A 20,891-nucleotide genomic window follows, 5' to 3' on the forward strand; every position below is an offset into this window, starting at 1 on the left:
AAGTTTATTGTTGTTTAATTAAATTGATAGAAACTCTATAGTAATGCTATTATATAAATATGAAAAAGTTAAAGGGTGTTCAATATGACTAAAAAGAAACATTATAAAGTAGTGAATAGAAAACAATTATCTACAACATTAGCCAATGATTTGAATGAAAGATTAGAAAAACTTAAAGAGGATACAAATATACCTAAAACAAGACTATTAGACCAGGCAGTTTCACTGTTATTACTCTTTCAGTCTAATTCTACTAATGCTTTCATTAGTGAAATGAACGAATTAAAAGAGCAAAAAGGGCTTAATAGTAGTGAACTCACAGATTATATTTTAAATAGTCTAAAGAAGGACTAACATGGTTTTATCTAGACTGCTAAGAAACAATCTATGGGTATAGTACTAATTGCATCAAAAGTATAGGCACGTTATAATAGTCACCTAATTACATATAACGAGGTGTAGAAAATGAATAAGACTGAATTAACAAAAGTAGTAGCAGAAAAAGCAGAACTTACACAAAAAGATGCAGCTGCAGCAACACAAGCTGTATTAGATACAATTACAACGGCACTAGCAAGTGAGGAGAAAGTTCAGATTCTTGGATTTGGTACATTTGAGGTTCGCGAAAGATCTGCACGTACAGGACGTAACCCACAAACAGGTGAAGAAATGCAAATCGCTGCTTCAAAAGTACCTGCTTTTAAGGCTGGAAAAGAATTAAAAGATGCAGTGAAATAATTACATATAATGAAAAGGGTTTGATATTCATATCAGACCCTAATGAGACTAACTTAGTTTTAGATATAGAAAAATTTAATTTTCCTAATAGTATTTGAGATGACTCTCCTGATTTGATAAAATCTTAATATATGTAAATTTGCATGTATAAATGTTTGTTTTAATGTTATACTAGATTTAACCAAGAAGCATCCAACAAATTATGATTAATCACTACATTTTCTTTCATAGTATGTCAACGTAAAAAAAGACACTTTCTATAGTGTCTTTTTTTACGTTACTAGATGAATAGATGGATTACAACTTATATTTGGCGATTTTTTATCATATATTATATGATGCTATTTATTATATATTTAATAGCATCCACCATGCCTTGCTGAAACTTATCACTTTCGGTTGGAACTTTTATACCAATTGGTGTTAATCCCCTATGAGATAATTGTTTATTCTCACGGGGATGTAAATTAGGCACAATAATAAAGTGCTGACCGCCTATGCTATTGTGAATGTCCCTATATATTTCCTTAAAATATACATCTTTAAAAGAAAATCCAATAAACAACAAGAATTTACCAGACATAATTCCATTTAGGAAGTCTTTTGTTTTTCGATCCGTATACAAATCATTATAATCATTTTTCGTAACAACCATTGTTTTAGGCCTTTCTGCCATACCGTGAAAATGAACAACTTGCTTTTTACCTTTATTTAAATGATTCTGTAGATTTTCTATATCTTCGATTATCTTAGGAGAACTATAACCGTCCTTCTCTTTATTCCTATATACATCTAATGCATTATCATAATTTGTAGTCAGTATAAAACTAGAAGCCAAATTCATAATATCCCTAATGTTATGCTTACTTTCATCTACTTGATTATTAAAATCGCTGTCTATTTTATTCGTTATATATGTTTTTATTTTATCCTCAGTATTTAAAGTTGGTGAATACTCAAGTATTGTATCTACAGCACCTAGGAAATCACCACTATTAATTAAACCTTCACAGTACTCTTTATCTATTGCTGTATGAAGCTTTTCTTTCATACCCCAAATTAATCCATACCAATCCGGAAGACCAAGTGGCTTTGAGACGCCTGCTCCTAAAAATGGGACTATCTTATCGACATTTTCTTTCAATAACAAGTAGTTATCCATATATTCCTCTTGCAAATACTTTGTTAGCATTTCCTCTTGTTTAGAATTTACCATCTGTATAAACTCCTCTCTTAATTCAAATATTTCTTTAATAAAATGGGATGGACTTTCATGGATTTTCTGCTCACAGAACTCACAATCTTCGTTTAAATCTTCTACAACATCATGTTCTTCATGTTTTAGACATTCATAGGCATAACTTTTTTCAAATAAACTTTCTTGTAATAAGTGTTTCACAAGAAAGTTTATTTCTTTTTCGTTTAATTTTGCATGATAAAGATCTTCTTTTGAGAAAGGTTGCATATTAACTGTGTTAATTAAAGTTTCAAGTAAACTTAAAACCTCTTCTTGCGACTTGAGTAATTCCTGTTTAGCGGTAATGATTAAGTTCTCCAATGACATGATATATAAACTCCTTGCCTAGTGATTTTTTCTGTAAAAATACTATTCTAAAGGATGTCTGCTTAGCATAAATTGTAGTCTGTGAAACCAAACAATTATCTGGGTTAGTATTTCTAAAATCTAAAAACCAAGAAATAGACCATTCTTCTAAATCAGATGATTTTTCAAATTCAGTATAGAGGCTATGAAATAAATCTGTATAGGCAACAGGAATTTTAGATCCTCCGGATTGTGCAGCCCCTTTACTAAATTTACTGGAAATAAATTTTATTCTTGTTGGATACCCTTTTAGAGGTATCTGTTTTGCTATTTTTACTATATCCTTTGTTTTATACTTTTTGCTTATAAACGCAGAACATAACATCGATTGTATTTTCATTCCAAGCGGAGCAGTATTAGTTTTAATAAATGCACTATCATTTGGGAATAGTTTTCTAAGAATAGTTTGGACGCTATCCTTTACCTCTTCTTCTGTAGCTTTTAAAACTTCTTCATGGATGTCTCCTAATAGATTATGTAAAAGATTGGAACATAAATTATACATTCCTTTCCTATCTGACTTCACATCTATACTTTCTAAATTAATTAAAGGTTCAACTATCAAATTTTTAACAGTTGAATACAAGCGATTAAAAGATTTTGGATAATCATCATATTGATTATTCTCATCATTTTTTTTAGATTCTGCCTCTTTTTCATTCTCAATATCTTTTATGTCAGTTAAATTTCGAATCATTGTTAAACAAGTACCATTTTCGAAATTAATATCTATTCCCGCTATAAAGTATCCTATCCTTGTTCCTCTAGGTACAACTTGAACAAATATAAATCTAGCAGTTTTCACCTTATCTCCATTAGTAGTATAGTCATAGCCTGCAATAAATTTAGTACCTAAAGCCTTTATGTCTAACATATCCATTAAATAATACTTACCATCATTCATTTTAGAGAGTAGTGCTTGCGGTATTCTTGTTTCGTTATTAAAACTTTCTAGAATTCGCTTTACTTTCATGTTAAAAGTCGAAACCTCTAACGTGTTATCTGTAACATTAAATCTATCTACAAAAATATTTCTTAATCTACTGTACATTATATGCTCAAAAAATATAGTGTTAAGTAAATACCTATCTTTAGGATTATTTCTAATTACTTCTTCAAAATACGTACTCAATTTCTTTTTATCTTCAATTTTTATAGAAGAACTTAATTTTTCATTCGCTTCTTCTATAATCTTAGAAGAGTCTACAAATTCCAAAAACTTGTGGCCAGTAAATACATAATTTGTCGTCACTTAATTCACCTTCTATTTATTGTTATATAAATATCCTTATTTTAAGTACATATCACTAAAGACAGATCCTGTACCAGTTACTTTACATACTATATTTTTTTGTAAACCATCAATTGTTTAATACTCAACGGAAGCATGATATGCATTATAATATTACTTTAATGTTTTTAAATTATTTAAGATAGAAACGAATCCTAAGACTTTTTGTATTCCCAAAATCCTCATTTCAACCGATTCTAGAAATTTTATAAATTCATTCTTAGTAAACTTCCTTTGTATAATTTCTAACTCTTTTAGCTCTTGCAAATTTTCGACCTCATCAAATCCTTTATGTAATGTAAAGTAAAGGACTCCACCATCTTTAAAGATTTCATAAATTGAGTGTAAGGTACTTTCTAAGTGCTTATTATATTTCATGGAATCTTCACTTTTATTTACCATTGTTAGGCAATCAAAGAAGCGTAGTTTATTCACTATCAAGATATCTTCCTCTATTTTTTTATATGCTGGCGTTAAATCGTAGTTAGAATACTTCTGTAATCTTTTTTCTTCAACTTGTTTTTTTCGCATTTCCTCAGCATCCGGTATTATAAATATACCTTTTTTTATTTCTTTAAGTACACCTTGCTTTTTTAAAGCTAACAATCTTTGTTTACTAATTTCAAATCTATCCATAATATCTTTTGAATCCATCGTATATTGTTTAACGATTCTTTCTACAATCTCTGAGCTATTAATTTTTAGGATTAATGCAAGTTCTTCCAGATCAATAAAATTTGTCATTACAGACCCTCCCGTTTACAAAGTAAATAGATGCTTACTGAATTGTACTATGTACTGTTTACTTTGTAAATAGGTTTAAAAATAATATGGTACGTGAAATTTTATAATCTAGTGCTTTTGTTGAAAATTTATATAGTATTTTATATGGATTATATGTTAAAATATAAGTAGAAAATTTGTTTCCATTGTTTATACTCTATTGTACGTAGCGTGAAGGACAAACCTTACGCCCAGTTAACTCGGGCGAGGTTTGTCCTTTTTTTTACTTTAAGGAGGAATTTACTATGAATAAAGTCTACAAAATTGGAGCAATTGTTACTACATTATGCGTTGCTTGTATCGCTATCTTTACTTTAACTAAAAATGAATCTGTTAACCCAGAGACTGTAACACCAAACAAAACAATTGTATCAGCTGCAGAAACAAAAGGATCGCCCGAAAATATTAAAGATATTTCAAAAGAAGAATTAAAGCAAAAAATACAATCCCATGAAGAGTTTATTGCGTACTACTATCAACCAACTTGTCATTATTGTAAAAAGGCAGCACCAGATATCAATAGTATGTCAAAAAAGCATGATAGAACCATCTATCGTATTGATATCTCTACGCCAGAAAATCAAAGTGCCTTTCAAGAGTTCGATATTCCTGGCACTCCAGTTGTTGTAGCTTATAACAGAGGTGAAGAAATTGAACGCCTAGAAGGTGCAGTGTCAGCTGCTACATATGACGGATTCTTTGCGAGACGTAATTCGAGCGCTAGTTAATATAGTGCTCGTTTTTCTTTTTAAGAAAGGGGAATTTACATGCAACAAAACGCCCGTATTTATTCTTTAGACGCAATAAGAGGTATAGCCATACTATGTATCCTATTTTCTAATCTACCTACTATGACGGGACTAGATCCCTTTAACCAGGCCGGTTATTCCGGTACAGATAAAGGGATTCGTTTTTTAATAGATTTGTTTATACAAGCAAAATTCTATACTATTTTTGCATTCTTATTTGGGGTAGGATTTTTTATCTTTATAAAAAACGCGGAAGCAAAAGGATATTCTATATATAAGCTATTTAGCCGTAGATTGTGTATTTTGCTACTCTTTGGTTTACTCCACTTTATCTTTCTATGGTATGGAGATATTCTACACGCATATGCCTTAGCTGGTTTTATCCTATTGTTCTTTTATAAGCGATCTACAAAGCTTATCTTTATAGTTGGCTGCATCTCTCTATTTGTTAGCTATACACTACATGCTATTTTATTTATACAAGCAAGTTCTTCTATTTCTGCCGTACCTAGTTACTATCAATATATGTTTACAGGCAACACTACCAATCACACTGTAAATCTATTTACACATTATTCACAACAAGTAAAAGCTCGTCTGTTCTTTTTAATAATCGAGGAATTTCAACAATTACTAATAGGAATTCCGGAATATATAGGCTTGTTCTTAATTGGTTTATGGGCTGGTAAGAAAGATATTTTTAAAAGGGTACCGGAATTAATAAAGGAAATTAGATTTATCCAGTGGAGTTCGTTATGCATTTCATGTCTTCTCTCTTGTCCTATTATCTACTATTTTATAAAAACGGATGTCTATTACTCTCAGGATATTAAACTATGGATTCTATTTGGAGGGAAAACGCTAGCTATATTCTATGTTTGTACTCTACTTAGGGTTTGTGAGAATAAAAAATATATAGAGCAGCTGCAACCCTTTATGAACGTAGGCAAGTATGCTTTAACGAATTACATTAGCCAAAGTATACTAACTCTTGTCATTCTTTCGTTGAACTTTAAAGATGTCTCACAGGTATATTACTGGCAATTATGTATCTTCGGGATTTTAATTATCTTTGCGCAAATTATATTCAGCAAAATTTGGAGTAAATATTTTCGCTATGGTCCCATTGAATGGATATGGAGAAAAGGCATTTACAAAAAATAACCTATTTTTCACCAGTTTCATGCAATTGACTGAAAAAAATGATAAAATATCATATGAAAGATTAAAGATATATTTGTGATTGTAAAATGATGTTATTAAAATTAAAGTGGTTCAAGTCAGAGGAAGGCACCTTAGGTGTCTTTTCTTTATTAAAATATGTATTTTAACAAAGCTTTAATACTTATGTATTAGATAATAATATTATTTAGTAAACGGCATTTTTGGATATAAGAGCCAATAAAAAAAGCCCTAACAGGGCTAAATAATTTTCTTCATACCACATTGACGACATTCTCTTAGAAAGATGAAATCTTTAACGGAACTCTTGAACGCGGTATTGCCACAGTTATCGCAACGGCCGCTAATCTTATCTGGCAGCTCTTTGTATGTGTATATTTTACTTAGATCGTAGTGTTGTTCAGGTTGTTTATTTTCCATTCGTTTCACCCACATAGCAATTTGAATTAGTATAGCTAAACCATAATAACACGAAGTGTCCGCATAGTGGATGCTTTTTATTTTTTAAAGGATGTTTGTCCCAGCAGAACCCTATAGAAAAAGCTCCCACAATTAAAATGAGAGCTAACTTCATGCAAAAAATGTTTAAAAATAATATAGTACTTTACGAACTATGAAATAAAACTTTCCTTAATCCTTGCTTTAGAACCGTATAGATTTTTTCTTCTCAATAAATCTACCGTTAAGTTTTCCATTAAAACAAATTCTCCATTGATTAGTAATTCTGCTAATTCTATTGGATACTCGTTTGAACCTTCATCTAAAACCAACCCTTTATTTCCCGAAAGAAATATATAACCATAAATATACCCTTCTCTTTTTCCTGATTGAAATTCACTCATTGTAAAATACCTCCTTATATCTATTTATATATCTAAAATTATTATTTTAATGCATTGCTTTATTTTTCGACCAGTGGAATTAAACATCTTTATTGTTACTAATCACCACTTGTTAAAATTTTACCTTCATAAAAAATATTAAAAAATGTTTTCAAGTGCTACATTAAGCAAAGAAGGAAATTTATAATTCGCTTGTGTTTCCTCCAAAGAATCAGCAATTCGAATTGTTCTTGTTCCAGCCTTCTTCCCTGCACATATATCGGTTTCTTGGTCACCAATCATATAACTACTCGCTAAATCAATATCGTGCCTTTGAGCTAACTGCAGCAGCATACCAGCCTCTGGTTTTCTACAGGGACACCCATCTTTTGGCCGATGGATACAGGCAACAAATTCATGTATATGAGCATCGACGTTTTCATTAATTAATTTTTCTTGCATATGTTCATGTATTTCTAAGAGCTCTTCTTGAGTCATATAACCCAATCCGACGCCCGCTTGATTTGTTGTTACTAGGACCATATATCCCTTTCTATTAAATATAGCAATTGCGTCAGCTGCACCAGGTAGCAGGTAAATATCTTCTGGTTTATTTACAAATCTAACACGATCTGTAAGTACTTGATTAATGACCCCATCACGGTCTAAAAATATTGCCTTTTTTTTAGCCAAGTTACTCTCTCCTTACCTACAAATTTTCTATTAAAAAATCTGAAGTATAACAATTATTAAGTTCATAGTAGCATGAACGACAAATGATACTAGTAACCTATTAGTACGTACATATATTGCCGCAAGTACAAGTCCAATTAGAAAATATCCAAATACAAAAGGAAAATCAAAATGCATGATAGAGAAAAACAATGCACTAACTAATATACACACAATTTTATTGAATTTACGGCTTAATATATTTATGGCCGCGTAACGAAATACAAGCTCCTCAACTAGTGGAGCAAGAATTACAATTGATAAAAGAGCAAGAGGAGAAATTGCTACAGATTCAATATTACTTGATGTATTTACTGATTGTGTAGTTAAGTGAAATATACTCGTATCCAAAATACTACCAATTGTCTGTGCAAAGAATACTGCAACTATTCCTATTAAAATCCAACCGAATAATACTCTTGATAATTTAATCGATAACTTTGAATCATTCATCGTTTCTTTCTTATATATAAGATAAATGAATATTAATATGAGTGAAAACCCTATTAGTTCCCAATGAACAAGTAGTTGCTGAATTGCTTGCTGTTGATTTCCCTTAATATCATACCAACCTGTCTTAGCTAGCAATTGTACTCCTATAATCCCAACAAGTTGAGTCATTACAAAGTAGATGAGTATAACATAACCTGATTTATGTAAATTACTATGATTCATTTTACTATATTCACCTTTCATTTACCTGCAAATTTTATATTATTCGAATTTTAAATCGAAATAGTATTATCTACTCTTCTTTAAGAATTTTATTTATACCTGTAGGTTTATACATAACAAAATCCCCTTCACTATTGCTGACTCTTTTTGTTTCAAAGTAGATTCGGTATTCTTCCCCATCTTTTTTTATTTCTGATACTAACTCTTTAGTTATCCAGTAATTTCGATTCAGCAGATCTCCTGGTACAGCAGTCATTCGAGAATATTTATTATCTGTATTTAATTTTTTCGCAACCATTTCCTCTGCAACTTTCACGTTACTCCTAGTTTGTTCCATCCTTATCTCATGATTCTTATCTTGTTCCGCCCTAAATTCCTGAGCAAATCTAGCACCGATACTGAGTATTAAGATTATGCCAATAAATATAAAGAATGCTTTTGCATTGAACTTTTCCATTTCCATAACATCAAATCCTTTCACTTCCTAATAATACGAAACCATTTTATTATTGTTTAAGGTGCGATAACCGAGAGAAACAATATATAACTACTGCTATATATAGAAAAATCGTTAAATTACTAATAGCCATTAACGTTTCTTCTACTGTAAAACCTTTAGTCATTGTCATTCTCCCTACCATCTTTAAATGTTTTTTTATTGTAAATTGTTCATTTCCTTAACAATTCGTTTCGTTCTTGCAACTAACCAAAATTCTAATACCATGAAAATAAAAGGAACTACATAACATGCTATAATATATAGCCACACAGAGACATTAGTATCAAACAAATCCTTAGTTACATTACCAAAAATAATACTGATAATTGCACCAATTAAAATAAGAAACGAAGATAAAACATTGCTCCCAAATTCTTCTTTCAAGTCTTTCATAGTTTGAAATTTATTCATAATTCATCCCTCCATTTTTTCTTCTCAAATAATGCTTTTTTAAACTTCTTTTAAATCCTCGTACAGAGGAATATGATCACTTTTCTTCACCTCCCTTTCTACACAAAACTCAAATTGTATTAAATTGAATTTATTCTGTGGAAATTCCAATAAACATTGATAAATTACCGGTAATCCTTTCACCTACTCTTAAAAATAATCCCGCTGGTTCTCCACCAATTAAATGTGACCCTATTAATAATTTACCTGTATAATCTCCATCCCACGTATCTATAGTGCAGTCCGGCATTTCAATATACTTTTGATAAATTTTATGTTGTTGCTCGTAGTAAGGCGTTTTATCTGCAGCTACTTCTTTCCCTTCATTGATGATGGAAACCCCACCGCCTTCCCTTCCAAATGTCGCTTTTTTCACATAATCTATATCATTTTCTTCAAATTTGTCCTTTGAGAAATAAGTTGGTAAAAAGTACTTTTCGATAATTTTATGTTCTTTTTCTGTAAACCATTTATTTTGCTCGTGAAGTTGCCATATAAGAGCTAGTACACCTTTATTTTGAATTAAGAATGCTGAAGGAGGATTAATAATTTTCACTCTCCCCTGTGCAATATGGTCTAAAAACATAAGGCCAATTGATTTTCCGCTATAGTCCTTATCTTCTAATAAGTACTCTAGTGGATATAATCGATACAAATATTCTATTTTAACGCCATCTGGTGTATATAACCCATCGTCTGCAACGATAATACTTTGTATCCCCACATAATCACTTGGCTGCGGACAATATTGTTGAATAAATTTTACCGTTTGATAATCTTCTTCATGCCAATCATAACTAGTGAAATGTATAACATCATGAGGATTCAATTCATAATCAGAAATGATTTTATGCCACGTTGTTTCTAGCTTCTCTTCTATGCAGTTTGGATTTATAACTTGATGATGATCACATAAAACTTGATTAGCTACAGATGGCTCCAAATAGCCGGTGGGTGTGTCTGCATTAATTTCTATTAGTTTGATTTCATCGTTTGCAACAATGAAATCAAACCTAGTGAAATATGAAAATAAAACATCATAATTTGTTCTAGTCACTTCCCATAATTCGGTGGGTAATTTTAATTGTAAAAAACCCTCGTGACTTTCTAGTAAATATTTATAAACCTTTTGAAAAATGATTTTTACTAATTCAGTTGCTTCTATAATATTATTATATTCCTCTTTTCTGATTCTTTTGATACCAGTAGACATATACTGACACCATTCATTATTCTCTAATAAGCTTGACCAAGTAAAACCACGTGTACAAGCTTGCTCAGATAAAGCAAACCATTTTTTCATATATTCTTGTTGCTGTTGATTGTCTAACATTTTTTCTCCTCCTATAAATTAAGATCCAGCTGGTGCTTTTGCATTTCCGATGCCACTAGATCCACTGGTAACCTTACTTGTTGAAGATGGTTTTGATGATTGTGTTGGATTACTTGTTTTCGGAGATGGTACGTTACTTTTATTCGAGTCACTTTTATTTAAATTAACTTTATCTTTTGATTCATTTTTATTTGTAGAAGCAGAATTATTTGTTTGCTTATTTGCACCTCCACCACTTGTGGTAGTAGTACTTGTACTTGTCCCTCTCCCTTTTTCCTTCTCTTTTTCTTTTGGAACTTCTGGTAACGGTCTTTGTGTCATTGGTGGTCTATATGTATGGTTGGTATTATTATTAATTTGTCCTGGATTTTTCTTATTTAATGAATTAATCAACATCATGCCAGCTGCCCCTGCAGCAAACGGAACTAAAGCCGAACTCCAACCATTATCATGCTCTACACTTGGATTATCCTGTTTGTCTTCGTGCTTAATTGGTCCTGTAGTTGGCATCTCTTCAAAACACTCATTATCATTTATTTGATTAGAAGTACATTGTTTTTGCGTCTCCTCTTTATCAGTTGTGTCTTGGTCAATTGCTAGTGAATTATCTTCTTCGAGATCTCCTACACATCCCGTTAATAAAACTGTTGAAATTCCAAGGTTTGCCGCGATTTTCATAAATTTTTTATTACTCATTTTCATAACTAAAGAGCCTCCTATATTTTTCATCCGTATGGTGAGTTCAAAATCAATTACAGTAGCACCTTTGCTTTTCAAGATTCTCTGCTGCCATCATTATCACTAACCATATATAGTTATAAATACATTAAATCTTGTCCTATACTTGTTTAACTTATAAAGGATTAATTAAATCCCATTCATGTTGAACTTCCCAAAATTTTTTATCAGGATGTTTCCAATTACAATCACTATAAAACCCCTTTTTTATTACTAAGTATTCGTCAAAAAACTCATCATAAAAGTAGGCTAGTATATTATCTTTATTAACAGGATAGTAAATCCCCTCGACAGAAAACATATAGAGAGCAACTTGTGATTCTTTCGTATCTAATTCTAATTGTCCATTTAAATCAGCATTCAAAAAGCATTTAACACTTTGTTCTGGTATTGATAGCATTTCGATTCCTCCAATATCAACTTTATAATTTTATATAAGGATTATATGATTATACAATCTAAATAAATCCCTATACCACTTAAACTTATGCTACTTGCAAATGCTTTAACCCAATCTCTAACGCGCCTGTTCCTCCAAAACCCTGATTAAATAAAAGCGGGACATCATACTTCTTTGCGTACTCTTTTGCTACATCAATAGACACATGACCACATGCACCTTTCTGCACTACAATAACATCACATTTTTTTATAACACTACGAAATGTTTTCTTTACACCACCATGATTTTTTCCGTCGTGAAAAATCACCTGACAATCTCTTTTTTTCGCTAACTTCTCTAATGTTCTACCATTTGAACCACCTAAAACTAGAATTGTACTCATTTCCATTCACTCTCCACATCTTTATTTTTTTTATATGTACTTGGTGATACTAATAATACAATTGTACAAATGACAATATTCAGGAATACCACACCCACTATTAATACAATTGCAAAGACTGGTAACAATAGCATGAAAATAAAACCACTTACAAGCAAGCAGATGAATATAAATCCATTGCTCATGTCTTCATAACCATCTAATCCTGTTACAATATCTAAACTGTGCATCCAAACTGTGATACTATCCCAATTTGTTATCAACAGGTATCCACTACCTACTAATAAAGCCCACCCAAATATTGTCCCTAAAAGTCCCGAGCCTCTTCCAGAAGAATATCCTGCAAAATAGTTTGCTGCGGTTCCAAATAATAATCTCATTCTTTTTACCTCCACATCTATATCATTTCACTAATATATACAAATTCCATTTAACCATAACTTTATTATATCAGAAAATTAAGAATATTCAATAAATATTTTTAGGTACTCTTTATATTTTTTAATAAGGGCTGTGATTTTTATTCACAACCCTTATCTTTCAGTTAATCCACAGGAACTTCTTCTTGTCCATGCGGTATTTGTTCAATTGGTGTTACAATTTGCGCATATTGATTTACCTGAATTTTAAATTGTCGTGGTTCCAAGAAGTTTACCTGTTGTATTAAAACCTCTATATGAAATGTATCTACTTTTTTCCCGCGGTCAATTTTGGTAATACGTGCATTGTAAAACTTATCTCCATTTAGGAAATATCTTTGAACAGCTTCTGTAGCAAGCATACGTTCATTACTTGTCATTTTCATTGGTTCAATACCAAATCCAGCCTTTGTAAACAAATATGGAACATCATAACTACTATTAGAAATTTTTCGTAGTAAATCCTCTACTGTTTTTGTTTTTGCAATATATTCTTCTTCTTTTGTATCAAATCTCTTTGGTTTATCTCCAAGCATCTCGATTTCATCTTGATTTACTTGCTCTTCCTCTTGCACTTGTGATTTCAGCATATAATCATGAATGGTATTATAGGTGGCAACACCTGCCACTAGTACGATAATCCCCAATATGACCAAGTATTTACGAGGCATATTAGATAAAATGTTGATTATTTTCTGCATCTACTCTCATCCCTTATCAGTCTATAACATTACGGATTTGTGTCATATGTTGTCCTCTTGCCGTATAGTTTAGACCTGTAATTTGTACACCCTTATTATCACCAATATGAATCATTTTTTGATTCCCCATATAAATCGCAACATGCCCTGGATTTTCATAGAAAATTAGATCCCCTGGTTGCGCATGATTGATGTCTGGCACTTGTTTTCCTTGTCCGACTTGAGCACCAGTCCAATCTCCAAGTTGTACACCTATACTTGTTCTAAATACATACTGAGTAAATCCTGAGCAATCTGAAGTACCTCCTGGCGGATTACGATCCCCTAAGACATATCTCACTTTTCCTTGACCAAGCCATTTTTTCGCTTCTGCTAATACTTTTTGTCGTTTGTCATTCGTCATAATAGGAGAACCACCAGATGATAGTCCTGGATCATCATTTTTCTTAAAGAATTTCATTGGATCCGTTGGTTGGTCGTTAATACGAATTTGGAAATCTAAATGAACAGCGTAGCCATTCATATTAAGGAAACCAGTGTTTTTATCATAGTTAGAACCACCCATCTCTCCAATAATTTGTCCTTTCGTCACCATGGTTCCTTGTGCAATTGATATTTTACTCAAATGTAAGTAACGAGATACAATACCATTTCCATGGTCTACATAAACACCTAGACCTCCACCATTTACATTACCTGCTTGGACTACAATACCTGCTTCCATTGACCACACGGGGTCTCCAGCTTTTCCAGCGGTCATAGCTCCAATATCTACAGCATTATGTTGCTTTCCACCACGAACTGCATCAAATGTATCTGTAATACGCCCTGATTTCGTTGGCCATTTCCAACCTTTATCGGAAATCCATTCTCCATCTCCAGATTCTACACAACCTAAATCTTTATAATATTTCAAAACTTTGGAAACGTAAGTGTAATCTCCATAACACGCTCCAACTTTGGTTCGGAAGTTATTAGGATCAGAACAACCTGCTGGATTTTCACCAGCATGCTCCCTAGAAAACGCAATAGCTGTTTCTTCTGAATATCCACCTTTTGCTAATGCATAACTAATGAATCCAGGACCGTAATTATAACTCTGTAAGGCAAGTGCTATATCTCCATTTGCCTTCGCTAAAACATCTTTAAATTCTTGTACGCCTGCTTCAATAGAAATATTGGGGTCTTTAATACACCCTATACGAGCACTTCCTTTTAGACCTATACAAGATGAACTTAAGTCTCCATAATGCCCTTCTGCAGCTTGCATCGGGTCACTTCCCTCTCCTTGTGATTCCTGCATCATTTGGGCAGCCAAAACACCAACATATTGAGCTACACCATGTTTTTCTGCCATTTCTTTAATTTTAGGAAGGTATCCTGTAACTTTTGCATTAAGGTTAACAGGTTCTCCGCCAGGGCTCACATTACCTACACACATACCACCAACAAAATTACTAGAAGGTGCCAGATGTCCATACATTCCTTCTAACATTCCTGCTGCTAATATCTCACGCGCACGATCTTTTTGACTCTCACTAAATTTTGCAAGCTCCATCGCTTTTTCTAATCCATGAGAAGAAACTGTTACTTTTTTACTACCACTTGCATTAATTTCATCTATTTTTTTCTTAAAATCTGTATCTCCCAATATCTTTTTTACATCTGGTCCGGAATAACTTTCAGATTTGGTTTTTTGCATCTCCTTTTTCTTTTTTTCACAAGGACCATTCGGCCCTGCCTCACATACCTCTTTTTCCGTATATTCTTCATATTGGATATCCAAGAAATATGATATAGCATCATGCGGATCTTTTCCAGTCAAATCATTATCATACCGAGCCATGTCAAAAGCGACGACCTCTTTCCAGTCTACGTTTAGTGCCATTGAAATTTCCATATACTTTTTGACTTGCTCTTCTGTTTTACTCTCATCATCGGTAAATGGTACAAAAGATGCTAGAATCACACATACAGTAATAATAAGAGCCATAATGAGAGCAACAGGCAATCCTACTGCTCCCACGATAGCTCCGACAATTTTCACTATACCAGCTCTTAGCAGTTTGGCAGCAGCTTTCGCTGCCGCTCTTCCTGCTTTTCCTGCCATTTTTGCCATTTTCCCGCTTGCCTGCATCCCTTTTTTCTTAATAAAGTGAGATGTCGCATCTTTTAAAGGGTTACTTTTCTTCTGGTTATTTGGATCGTTAGGATTTTGACTCATAGACTTGTCACTCCATACTTTCCATTTTCATTATTTCTACTTCTTCGCTGTGCTAAGCGAGGGTTTGGCGCAAATGGAATCAGGTTTTGTGGGTCATGTTCTGATAAATTCAAATGTGTCTCTGTACGTACAACTTCGTCCTGTGTATGAGTTACTAGGATTTCTTCTCTCGGTTTAATACTGCTATCTTTCACTTCACAAACCCTTTCAATTCTTTGGTTTGCTTGTAATCGTGTATCTCCTTTTCCGAACGGAGAAATACGTGACACTGTACCGTCTGTAGTTGTCGCAACCATATAACTACGATCTCTTTCTACCACCATTTGCACATTCTGGTATCCCCCCTGGTCTAAATCAGACATATAGAAGTGACCATTGTCTACCTTATGACTTACTGTAAGTGGCGGTTCACTAAATACTGGTTTTTGTTGTAAAGGTCTTTGATTTTGATTTCCTACTAATTGGTTTGGATTAATATTGATAGAACGATTGATACTAATTTTCCCACCACTAGAATCTTGAATATATGCTGGTGTTGCTTTCATACCATTACGGTACTGCGTTAATTGTCCATCCGAAATATTTAAGTCTTGATATACAACTTGTCCCGAACGAATGCTACTATCACCACTACCATAACGAGATACAACTTGTGTCATTCCACTGGAATCTTTCGCTTCAATCCATGATTTATTATTTGTCGTAACAAGACGTACTGCACCTTGAGCAACTGATTGTCTTCCAGTCGCATCTGTTATTGTTGGTACCATTCCCTTAATCTCTTGAATTTCTTTTGCTTCTGTTTGAACTGCTTTATTATATGGATTATGTTTACTTACCATACGTGCAGTAGCTTGGTAAGCACCTGCACCACCAATTACACCTGCTGCATAGCTTAATCCTTTTGTCACATTGTAATGGCGTTCTGCTGCATTACCTCCTAATGAAGTATGAACGGCAGCTGCAGTTCCACTCATCACTCTTTGTACTGCATTTCCACCAGCCTGCTGAACAGCACTAGATGCATTAAAGTATGCTTGTGATATATTTTCCATACCTTTTGTATGCACGAGATGTTTGGCACCTTCCATCATACTTACACCAATCATCTTACTTTGCTGTGTCATACGTCCCACTGCTGAAGTTGGAATCGTCATTTTCCCAGCACTTTGCGAAATATTTGCTACACTAGCTGATGCATCCGCATACGAGCGCTCAATTTCAGAAACAGACAGATTTCCAGCACGTGCCATACTCGCTTGCGTTTGCGTAGCTGCAAACACAGCTTTATTGATTGCACCACCTGTCGCAACACCGTGTGAACGAACACTTTGAATCGCACTAGTAATTCCAGAACCTACTTGTTGACTCACTGTTCCAAGACTAGCATGACTTTGTAAACCTTTCGTCAATTGCGAAGCAAAGGCATCTTTATTAATATACGATTGATTATGTAGACTCTTACCACTCGTATCTTTTGCCTGTACGGGCATCGCACCCGCTTGTACCGCTGCTTGCTGAGCGACTGCTTTAAATTCATTCCCTTTATCATTCAAGTGAGACTGCCAAGCTTCTACTTTTTGCGCTTGAGACATAGTTGGAGACAAGTTTTTCATAAAGTTTGCTTTGTTCTCTGCTGCATATCCTTGTTTAAAGGATTCTGTAGATGCTTGTACTAAATTCCCAACATTACTTACACCTTTTTGTTTCTGGTTTCCATATCCATTTGCTAAACTATGTGTTTTTACACCATTTACCGCTTTTTGAATGCCAGATACACTAGATACACCCATTGCATTTATATTTGGATTGTTTTGTAATTGTTGCGATAGCTGAGAAGCAAAAGCTTCCTTATTAGCATAGCTAGTCCCATCTTTTTGTTGCACAATCCCTGCTTGTTCTGCAGCTTTCTGTGCATGATTTTTAAATCCTTGCACTTTTTGACTCAAGTGTTTGTTCCATGCAGCCTCTTTTTCTTGTTGTGGTACATCTGCAGGGAATTGCTTCATGAATCCAGCCTTATGATCTGCTGTATATGCCTTTTTAAATGCAGCAGTGGACGCACCCACAAGTGAGTCTACTTGTCCCATATTTTGATGGCCACTCTCTAGTGTTTCTCCCTTTACTCCTTCAACCGCTTTCCCAACTTTTCCAAGTGCAAGTTGAGAAGCAAAGGCATCTTTATTTACATAAGACTTATCAAACAGGTTGTTGCCTTGCTTATCTTTCGCATCAACTGGCATTGCTCCAGCTTTTATTGCCGCTTGTTCTGCATGATTTCTAAATCCCTGAACTTTTGAGTTTAGATGGTCATTCCATTTTTTCTCTTTCTCTTCCGCTGACATGTTTTCTGGTAATTGACTCATAAACGCATCTTTATGGTCTGCCTCATATCCTTTTTGGAATGCGTTAGTTGCAGCGTTAACTAAATCTCTAGCGTTTCCATATGGTGTAGCATTTTTCTTCATATTTTGTAAATCTTGTTTTCGCTGATTTTTGAAATGAGACATTTGATCACTATTTGTTTTTGCTACTTTTTTTGCAATCTCTGCATCAGATGCACCAGGGAATGCTTGTTTTAAACGGCTCGCAACTGCAGAATCAGGATTATCAGCTTTCCAATTTTCAAAATCTTTCGTAGCTAAGTCTTGTGCAATATCTTCATCTGTTAACTCTGGATATTGTTCTCCATTTAACCCTTTATACGTATCTAGACCTTTCTTCACACTAGAACCAATATGCTTCCCAGCACTAGTAACTCCTTCAAGTCCAGCTGCCAATGTTCTTCCTGTTACTGCACCAGGAACTCCACCTGCTTTACTTCCAGCAAATGTTCCTACTGCCATTCCTTCTGGTCCAAGTCCTGCACCCATTGCTAACCCCGCGAGTCCGCCCGTTGCTTTTCCAACCATGCTTCCAATTTGACCTGCTTTTAACATACGAGCTGCACGAGATGTTGTACCTACATCTGTCCCTAAATTGGCTCCCAACGCGTTTTTAGGGTTATCAGCATCTTCTTTTTTATCTTCCTCACCTTCTTTTCTAGCTTTTGTCTTCTCTTTATTACTACGATGGTCATCACGTATCCCTTTAACGATACCTGCCATACTTGCTAAGGCTCCCATTCCAAGCATCGTACCTGCTCTATTTACCGCTCCCGCCGTATTTGTACTTAAACCAATGAACCCTTTTACAATTTCACCTATAGGAATAAACATAGCAAATAAGATTAATTTAATAATGGTATTATCTGATTTGCCTACTAGTACAAAAATCAACCATATAGTAATCGCATGGATACCTTGGATGAGTACTGTACCAACAAATTCACGCATCCAATATAGAGTTTGTTGTTTCTTTTGAGGAAATAACCACATACCAACCATAATCGGTCCCATTAACATCAAAATATATAGAGATACCGCTCGCATTAAATAGAAGAAGTTTGCCCAAAGTGACAATCCAACTTCAATCAACATCGCAAAAATTTGAAATAAATAATCATCCTTATTTTTATCCATAGACAATTCGGCAATTGTCTGACCTGGTTTAAAAACATCTAGCGATTGTTCTCCTATTGCTCTTTTAAACTCCGATGCTACCCAAGTATTCATATCAAATATAATGTTATAGAAGAAATCTAGATGCCATATACAAATAGAAACGATCATTAAATCCTTCGCATATTCAATGATATATGTTCGATTTGTTGGATTAATAGCAGCAGCTGAATACTTTGCACCAGCAATTACAGCACTGACTAAGACTAAAAAGGCTGCAAATTTAAACATGACTGGTAATCCCGTATTTAATACACTCCCAGCTGTGTCGTCTTTAAATAAAAAATTTAATTTTGCACTATCCCCACCAAAAATTAAATCGGGGATAGTATCAATTAATTTATAGATTGGAGAAAGAAAGGTCTTGACCATAGAAACAATTAAGCCGCCGACCCATCCTATTATCTTATCAAGCATAATTTCACCTTCCTTTTCAAAGGTACGCTATTATCCTGCGTACCCTTGTACTTTCTTCATGTTATTTAAAAGCTCTTGCAGTACGGCTTCATTGGATTCAATGAACATCATTTCTTTATCTGATGGATCTGTTTGAATCCAAACTGAACTATCTCCTATGCGGAAAATCCCTTCACCTTTCCCTGGATTGTTGAGAATAATGTCAAGCTCCCCAGCAGTTAAGTTAAAGTTCTCTTGGATTTTTTTCTTATCAATCTTATTTTGCTCTAAGAAGAAATAAGAGAAAGTAGATTGCAAGATACCACGCGCTTTCACATTTTCCAAAATACGAACAAAGTCCTGACTTGCCCAACACATACCGGCATTTCTTTTACGTGAACGACGTGCTACTTTTTCTAAGAAGTTAACAGTTTGTTCATAATCGATAAACTGCCACATCTCATCCACATATAACACTTTTCGTTTGATAGCGTGTTCTGGACTCTTAATCCAATGCTCCCAAATATAGTTCAAGATAACGTGGAAGGCGATCGGTTTTAAGAAGCCCTCTTCTAAATGACTAATATTAAAGTTAACAACACGTGATTCATTTAACTGTGTTTCTACACCGCGTCCAAAATTACTTTGTCCATCAAATAATGGTTTTGAGCCATCACGTAAAAACGGACGAATCGCAGCAATTAACTCTTCTGCTTTCACATCGTCTCCATGGTTTTCTACTATTACATCATAAATTTCTTTTAACTCTGGCTCCGGCTTTCTCACTTGAGACTGAATTAATTGTCCATCCACCTTCTTCACTTCATCTTTATATAAAGATGAGGGATGAGAAGTAATACCATGTTTATCGAATACTTCACGAATTGCATCTTCTAACATTGTGCGCTGGAATACATTTAATCCTGGTTGATCAAAATCTTGTCCGCGAATAATAATGTCAAAGAATCCTAGTATTTCATTGATTTTCTCTAAAATAGGCACAAATCTTACATACTTCACGCCATCACGCTCTACGAGTTCTTTCTTGTCATATTGTTCAAGCGCTTCTAGCTCTTCATCTTTATCCGTAATCTGAAGTTCTGTTACTGCAATTGCACAAGGATTAATAATGATATTACTTTCTGGTGAAATATTTAAGTTAATACCACCTAATCGTTTGGTGATTTTTACGAATTATGATGATAGGTAAGG

At 33.8% G+C, this 20,891-nt stretch carries 21 protein-coding genes and 1 pseudogene; 4 read left to right on the forward strand and 18 right to left on the reverse strand.

Annotated elements, in window-relative coordinates; all coding sequences use genetic code 11:
* The first annotated feature begins 84 nt into the window (after positions 1-84).
* Positions 85-354, forward strand: coding sequence for a ribbon-helix-helix domain-containing protein (locus KI369_RS02475; RefSeq protein WP_000162598.1), 270 nt, complete (start codon positions 85-87; stop codon positions 352-354).
* A 111-nt stretch (positions 355-465) separates the two neighbouring features.
* On the forward strand, positions 466-738 hold the full coding sequence (locus tag KI369_RS02480) for a non-specific DNA-binding protein Hbs (protein WP_001043947.1): 273 nt from the start codon (positions 466-468) through the stop codon (positions 736-738).
* A gap of 331 nt (positions 739-1,069) precedes the next feature.
* Here KI369_RS02480 and KI369_RS02485 read toward each other — a convergent pair whose 3' ends face one another.
* From KI369_RS02485 to KI369_RS02495, 3 genes are all read right to left on the reverse strand, one after another.
* Positions 1,070-2,302 (reverse strand): SIR2 family NAD-dependent protein deacylase, encoded by a 1,233-nt coding sequence (locus KI369_RS02485; RefSeq protein ID WP_000051204.1) that lies wholly within the window; start codon positions 2,300-2,302, stop codon positions 1,070-1,072.
* Positions 2,271-3,593, reverse strand: a complete 1,323-nt coding sequence (locus KI369_RS02490; RefSeq protein WP_000210898.1) for a hypothetical protein — start codon at positions 3,591-3,593, stop codon at positions 2,271-2,273. Before KI369_RS02490 ends, KI369_RS02485 begins: the two co-directional genes overlap by 32 nt.
* Positions 3,594-3,746: 153 nt before the next feature.
* The gene (locus KI369_RS02495) at positions 3,747-4,376 is read right to left on the reverse strand and encodes a hypothetical protein (protein ID WP_000181006.1); all 630 of its coding nucleotides are present in this window, start codon (positions 4,374-4,376) and stop codon (positions 3,747-3,749) included.
* A 284-nt stretch (positions 4,377-4,660) separates the two neighbouring features.
* On the opposite strand from KI369_RS02495, the gene KI369_RS02500 reads away from it, so the two are divergent.
* Together KI369_RS02500 and KI369_RS02505 are read left to right on the forward strand one after the other, a co-directional pair.
* Complete coding sequence (locus KI369_RS02500) at positions 4,661-5,143, forward strand: thioredoxin family protein (protein WP_001045585.1); 483 nt, start codon at positions 4,661-4,663, stop codon at positions 5,141-5,143.
* A 39-nt stretch (positions 5,144-5,182) separates the two neighbouring features.
* Positions 5,183-6,328, forward strand: coding sequence for a DUF418 domain-containing protein (locus KI369_RS02505; RefSeq protein ID WP_001186864.1), 1,146 nt, complete (start codon positions 5,183-5,185; stop codon positions 6,326-6,328).
* A 258-nt stretch (positions 6,329-6,586) separates the two neighbouring features.
* Here KI369_RS02505 and KI369_RS29405 read toward each other — a convergent pair whose 3' ends face one another.
* From KI369_RS29405 to KI369_RS02575, 15 genes and pseudogenes are all read right to left on the reverse strand, one after another.
* Positions 6,587-6,766, reverse strand: a complete 180-nt coding sequence (locus KI369_RS29405; protein ID WP_000428650.1) for a DUF8096 family protein — start codon at positions 6,764-6,766, stop codon at positions 6,587-6,589.
* A 191-nt stretch (positions 6,767-6,957) separates the two neighbouring features.
* Entirely contained in the window at positions 6,958-7,188 is a 231-nt protein-coding gene (locus KI369_RS02510) for a hypothetical protein (RefSeq protein ID WP_001288776.1), read from the reverse strand.
* Between the two features lie 138 nt (positions 7,189-7,326).
* Entirely contained in the window at positions 7,327-7,860 is a 534-nt protein-coding gene (locus tag KI369_RS02515; protein ID WP_001074762.1) for a D-glycero-alpha-D-manno-heptose-1,7-bisphosphate 7-phosphatase, read from the reverse strand.
* Positions 7,861-7,890: 30 nt separating this feature from the next.
* Positions 7,891-8,595 carry a CPBP family intramembrane glutamic endopeptidase gene (locus KI369_RS02520; RefSeq protein WP_002020067.1) on the reverse strand — a complete coding sequence of 235 codons (705 nt, stop codon included), beginning with the start codon at positions 8,593-8,595 and terminating at the stop codon, positions 7,891-7,893.
* A gap of 49 nt (positions 8,596-8,644) precedes the next feature.
* Positions 8,645-9,037 carry a hypothetical protein gene (locus tag KI369_RS02525; protein WP_000425107.1) on the reverse strand — a complete coding sequence of 131 codons (393 nt, stop codon included), beginning with the start codon at positions 9,035-9,037 and terminating at the stop codon, positions 8,645-8,647.
* A gap of 192 nt (positions 9,038-9,229) precedes the next feature.
* On the reverse strand, positions 9,230-9,484 hold the full coding sequence (locus KI369_RS02530; protein WP_001032086.1) for a hypothetical protein: 255 nt from the start codon (positions 9,482-9,484) through the stop codon (positions 9,230-9,232).
* A gap of 130 nt (positions 9,485-9,614) precedes the next feature.
* The gene (locus KI369_RS02535; RefSeq protein WP_000886566.1) at positions 9,615-10,856 is read right to left on the reverse strand and encodes a glutathionylspermidine synthase family protein; all 1,242 of its coding nucleotides are present in this window, start codon (positions 10,854-10,856) and stop codon (positions 9,615-9,617) included.
* A gap of 18 nt (positions 10,857-10,874) precedes the next feature.
* Positions 10,875-11,558: a hypothetical protein gene (locus tag KI369_RS02540; protein ID WP_000784097.1), complete on the reverse strand. Its 684-nt coding sequence runs from the start codon at positions 11,556-11,558 to the stop codon at positions 10,875-10,877.
* 151 nt (positions 11,559-11,709) lie between these two features.
* Positions 11,710-11,994, reverse strand: coding sequence for a hypothetical protein (locus KI369_RS02545; RefSeq protein WP_000949089.1), 285 nt, complete (start codon positions 11,992-11,994; stop codon positions 11,710-11,712).
* Positions 11,995-12,079: 85 nt separating this feature from the next.
* Positions 12,080-12,385 carry a DUF2325 domain-containing protein gene (locus KI369_RS02550; protein WP_000426065.1) on the reverse strand — a complete coding sequence of 102 codons (306 nt, stop codon included), beginning with the start codon at positions 12,383-12,385 and terminating at the stop codon, positions 12,080-12,082.
* Positions 12,376-12,759 carry a hypothetical protein gene (locus KI369_RS02555; protein ID WP_001237722.1) on the reverse strand — a complete coding sequence of 128 codons (384 nt, stop codon included), beginning with the start codon at positions 12,757-12,759 and terminating at the stop codon, positions 12,376-12,378. Before KI369_RS02555 ends, KI369_RS02550 begins: the two co-directional genes overlap by 10 nt.
* A gap of 164 nt (positions 12,760-12,923) precedes the next feature.
* Positions 12,924-13,499, reverse strand: coding sequence for a hypothetical protein (locus KI369_RS02560; protein ID WP_002163382.1), 576 nt, complete (start codon positions 13,497-13,499; stop codon positions 12,924-12,926).
* A 16-nt stretch (positions 13,500-13,515) separates the two neighbouring features.
* Entirely contained in the window at positions 13,516-15,723 is a 2,208-nt protein-coding gene (locus KI369_RS02565) for a lysozyme family protein (RefSeq protein ID WP_000081398.1), read from the reverse strand.
* Positions 15,720-19,700, reverse strand: a complete 3,981-nt coding sequence (locus KI369_RS02570) for a TrbL/VirB6 family protein (RefSeq protein WP_000884607.1) — start codon at positions 19,698-19,700, stop codon at positions 15,720-15,722. The genes KI369_RS02565 and KI369_RS02570 overlap by 4 nt, the downstream gene beginning before the upstream one ends.
* Before the next feature lie 30 nt (positions 19,701-19,730).
* Positions 19,731-20,873, reverse strand: a pseudogene (locus tag KI369_RS02575) (putative type IV secretion/conjugal transfer ATPase); the annotation flags it as partial.
* Positions 20,874-20,891 lie beyond the last annotated feature (18 nt).

This window comes from Bacillus sanguinis (genome assembly GCF_018332475.1).
GTDB classification, from domain to species: Bacteria; Bacillota; Bacilli; order Bacillales; family Bacillaceae_G; genus Bacillus_A; species Bacillus_A sanguinis.

Excerpts from the sequence above, each read along its gene's own strand:
- KI369_RS02475 (WP_000162598.1), top strand. The coding sequence starts at position 85 with ATGACTAAAAAGAAACATTATAAAGTAGTGAATAGAAAACAATTATCT.
- KI369_RS02480 (WP_001043947.1), top strand. The coding sequence starts at position 466 with ATGAATAAGACTGAATTAACAAAAGTAGTAGCAGAAAAAGCAGAACTT.
- KI369_RS02485 (WP_000051204.1), bottom strand. The coding sequence starts at position 2,302 with ATGTCATTGGAGAACTTAATCATTACCGCTAAACAGGAATTACTCAAG.
- KI369_RS02495 (WP_000181006.1), bottom strand. The coding sequence starts at position 4,376 with ATGACAAATTTTATTGATCTGGAAGAACTTGCATTAATCCTAAAAATT.
- KI369_RS02500 (WP_001045585.1), top strand. The coding sequence starts at position 4,661 with ATGAATAAAGTCTACAAAATTGGAGCAATTGTTACTACATTATGCGTT.
- KI369_RS02505 (WP_001186864.1), top strand. The coding sequence starts at position 5,183 with ATGCAACAAAACGCCCGTATTTATTCTTTAGACGCAATAAGAGGTATA.
- KI369_RS29405 (WP_000428650.1), bottom strand. The coding sequence starts at position 6,766 with ATGGAAAATAAACAACCTGAACAACACTACGATCTAAGTAAAATATAC.
- KI369_RS02510 (WP_001288776.1), bottom strand. The coding sequence starts at position 7,188 with ATGAGTGAATTTCAATCAGGAAAAAGAGAAGGGTATATTTATGGTTAT.
- KI369_RS02520 (WP_002020067.1), bottom strand. The coding sequence starts at position 8,595 with ATGAAAGGTGAATATAGTAAAATGAATCATAGTAATTTACATAAATCA.
- KI369_RS02525 (WP_000425107.1), bottom strand. The coding sequence starts at position 9,037 with ATGGAAATGGAAAAGTTCAATGCAAAAGCATTCTTTATATTTATTGGC.
- KI369_RS02530 (WP_001032086.1), bottom strand. The coding sequence starts at position 9,484 with ATGAATAAATTTCAAACTATGAAAGACTTGAAAGAAGAATTTGGGAGC.
- KI369_RS02535 (WP_000886566.1), bottom strand. The coding sequence starts at position 10,856 with ATGTTAGACAATCAACAGCAACAAGAATATATGAAAAAATGGTTTGCT.
- KI369_RS02540 (WP_000784097.1), bottom strand. The coding sequence starts at position 11,558 with ATGAAAATGAGTAATAAAAAATTTATGAAAATCGCGGCAAACCTTGGA.
- KI369_RS02545 (WP_000949089.1), bottom strand. The coding sequence starts at position 11,994 with ATGCTATCAATACCAGAACAAAGTGTTAAATGCTTTTTGAATGCTGAT.
- KI369_RS02550 (WP_000426065.1), bottom strand. The coding sequence starts at position 12,385 with ATGGAAATGAGTACAATTCTAGTTTTAGGTGGTTCAAATGGTAGAACA.
- KI369_RS02555 (WP_001237722.1), bottom strand. The coding sequence starts at position 12,759 with ATGAGATTATTATTTGGAACCGCAGCAAACTATTTTGCAGGATATTCT.
- KI369_RS02560 (WP_002163382.1), bottom strand. The coding sequence starts at position 13,499 with ATGCAGAAAATAATCAACATTTTATCTAATATGCCTCGTAAATACTTG.
- KI369_RS02565 (WP_000081398.1), bottom strand. The coding sequence starts at position 15,723 with ATGAGTCAAAATCCTAACGATCCAAATAACCAGAAGAAAAGTAACCCT.
- KI369_RS02570 (WP_000884607.1), bottom strand. The coding sequence starts at position 19,700 with ATGCTTGATAAGATAATAGGATGGGTCGGCGGCTTAATTGTTTCTATG.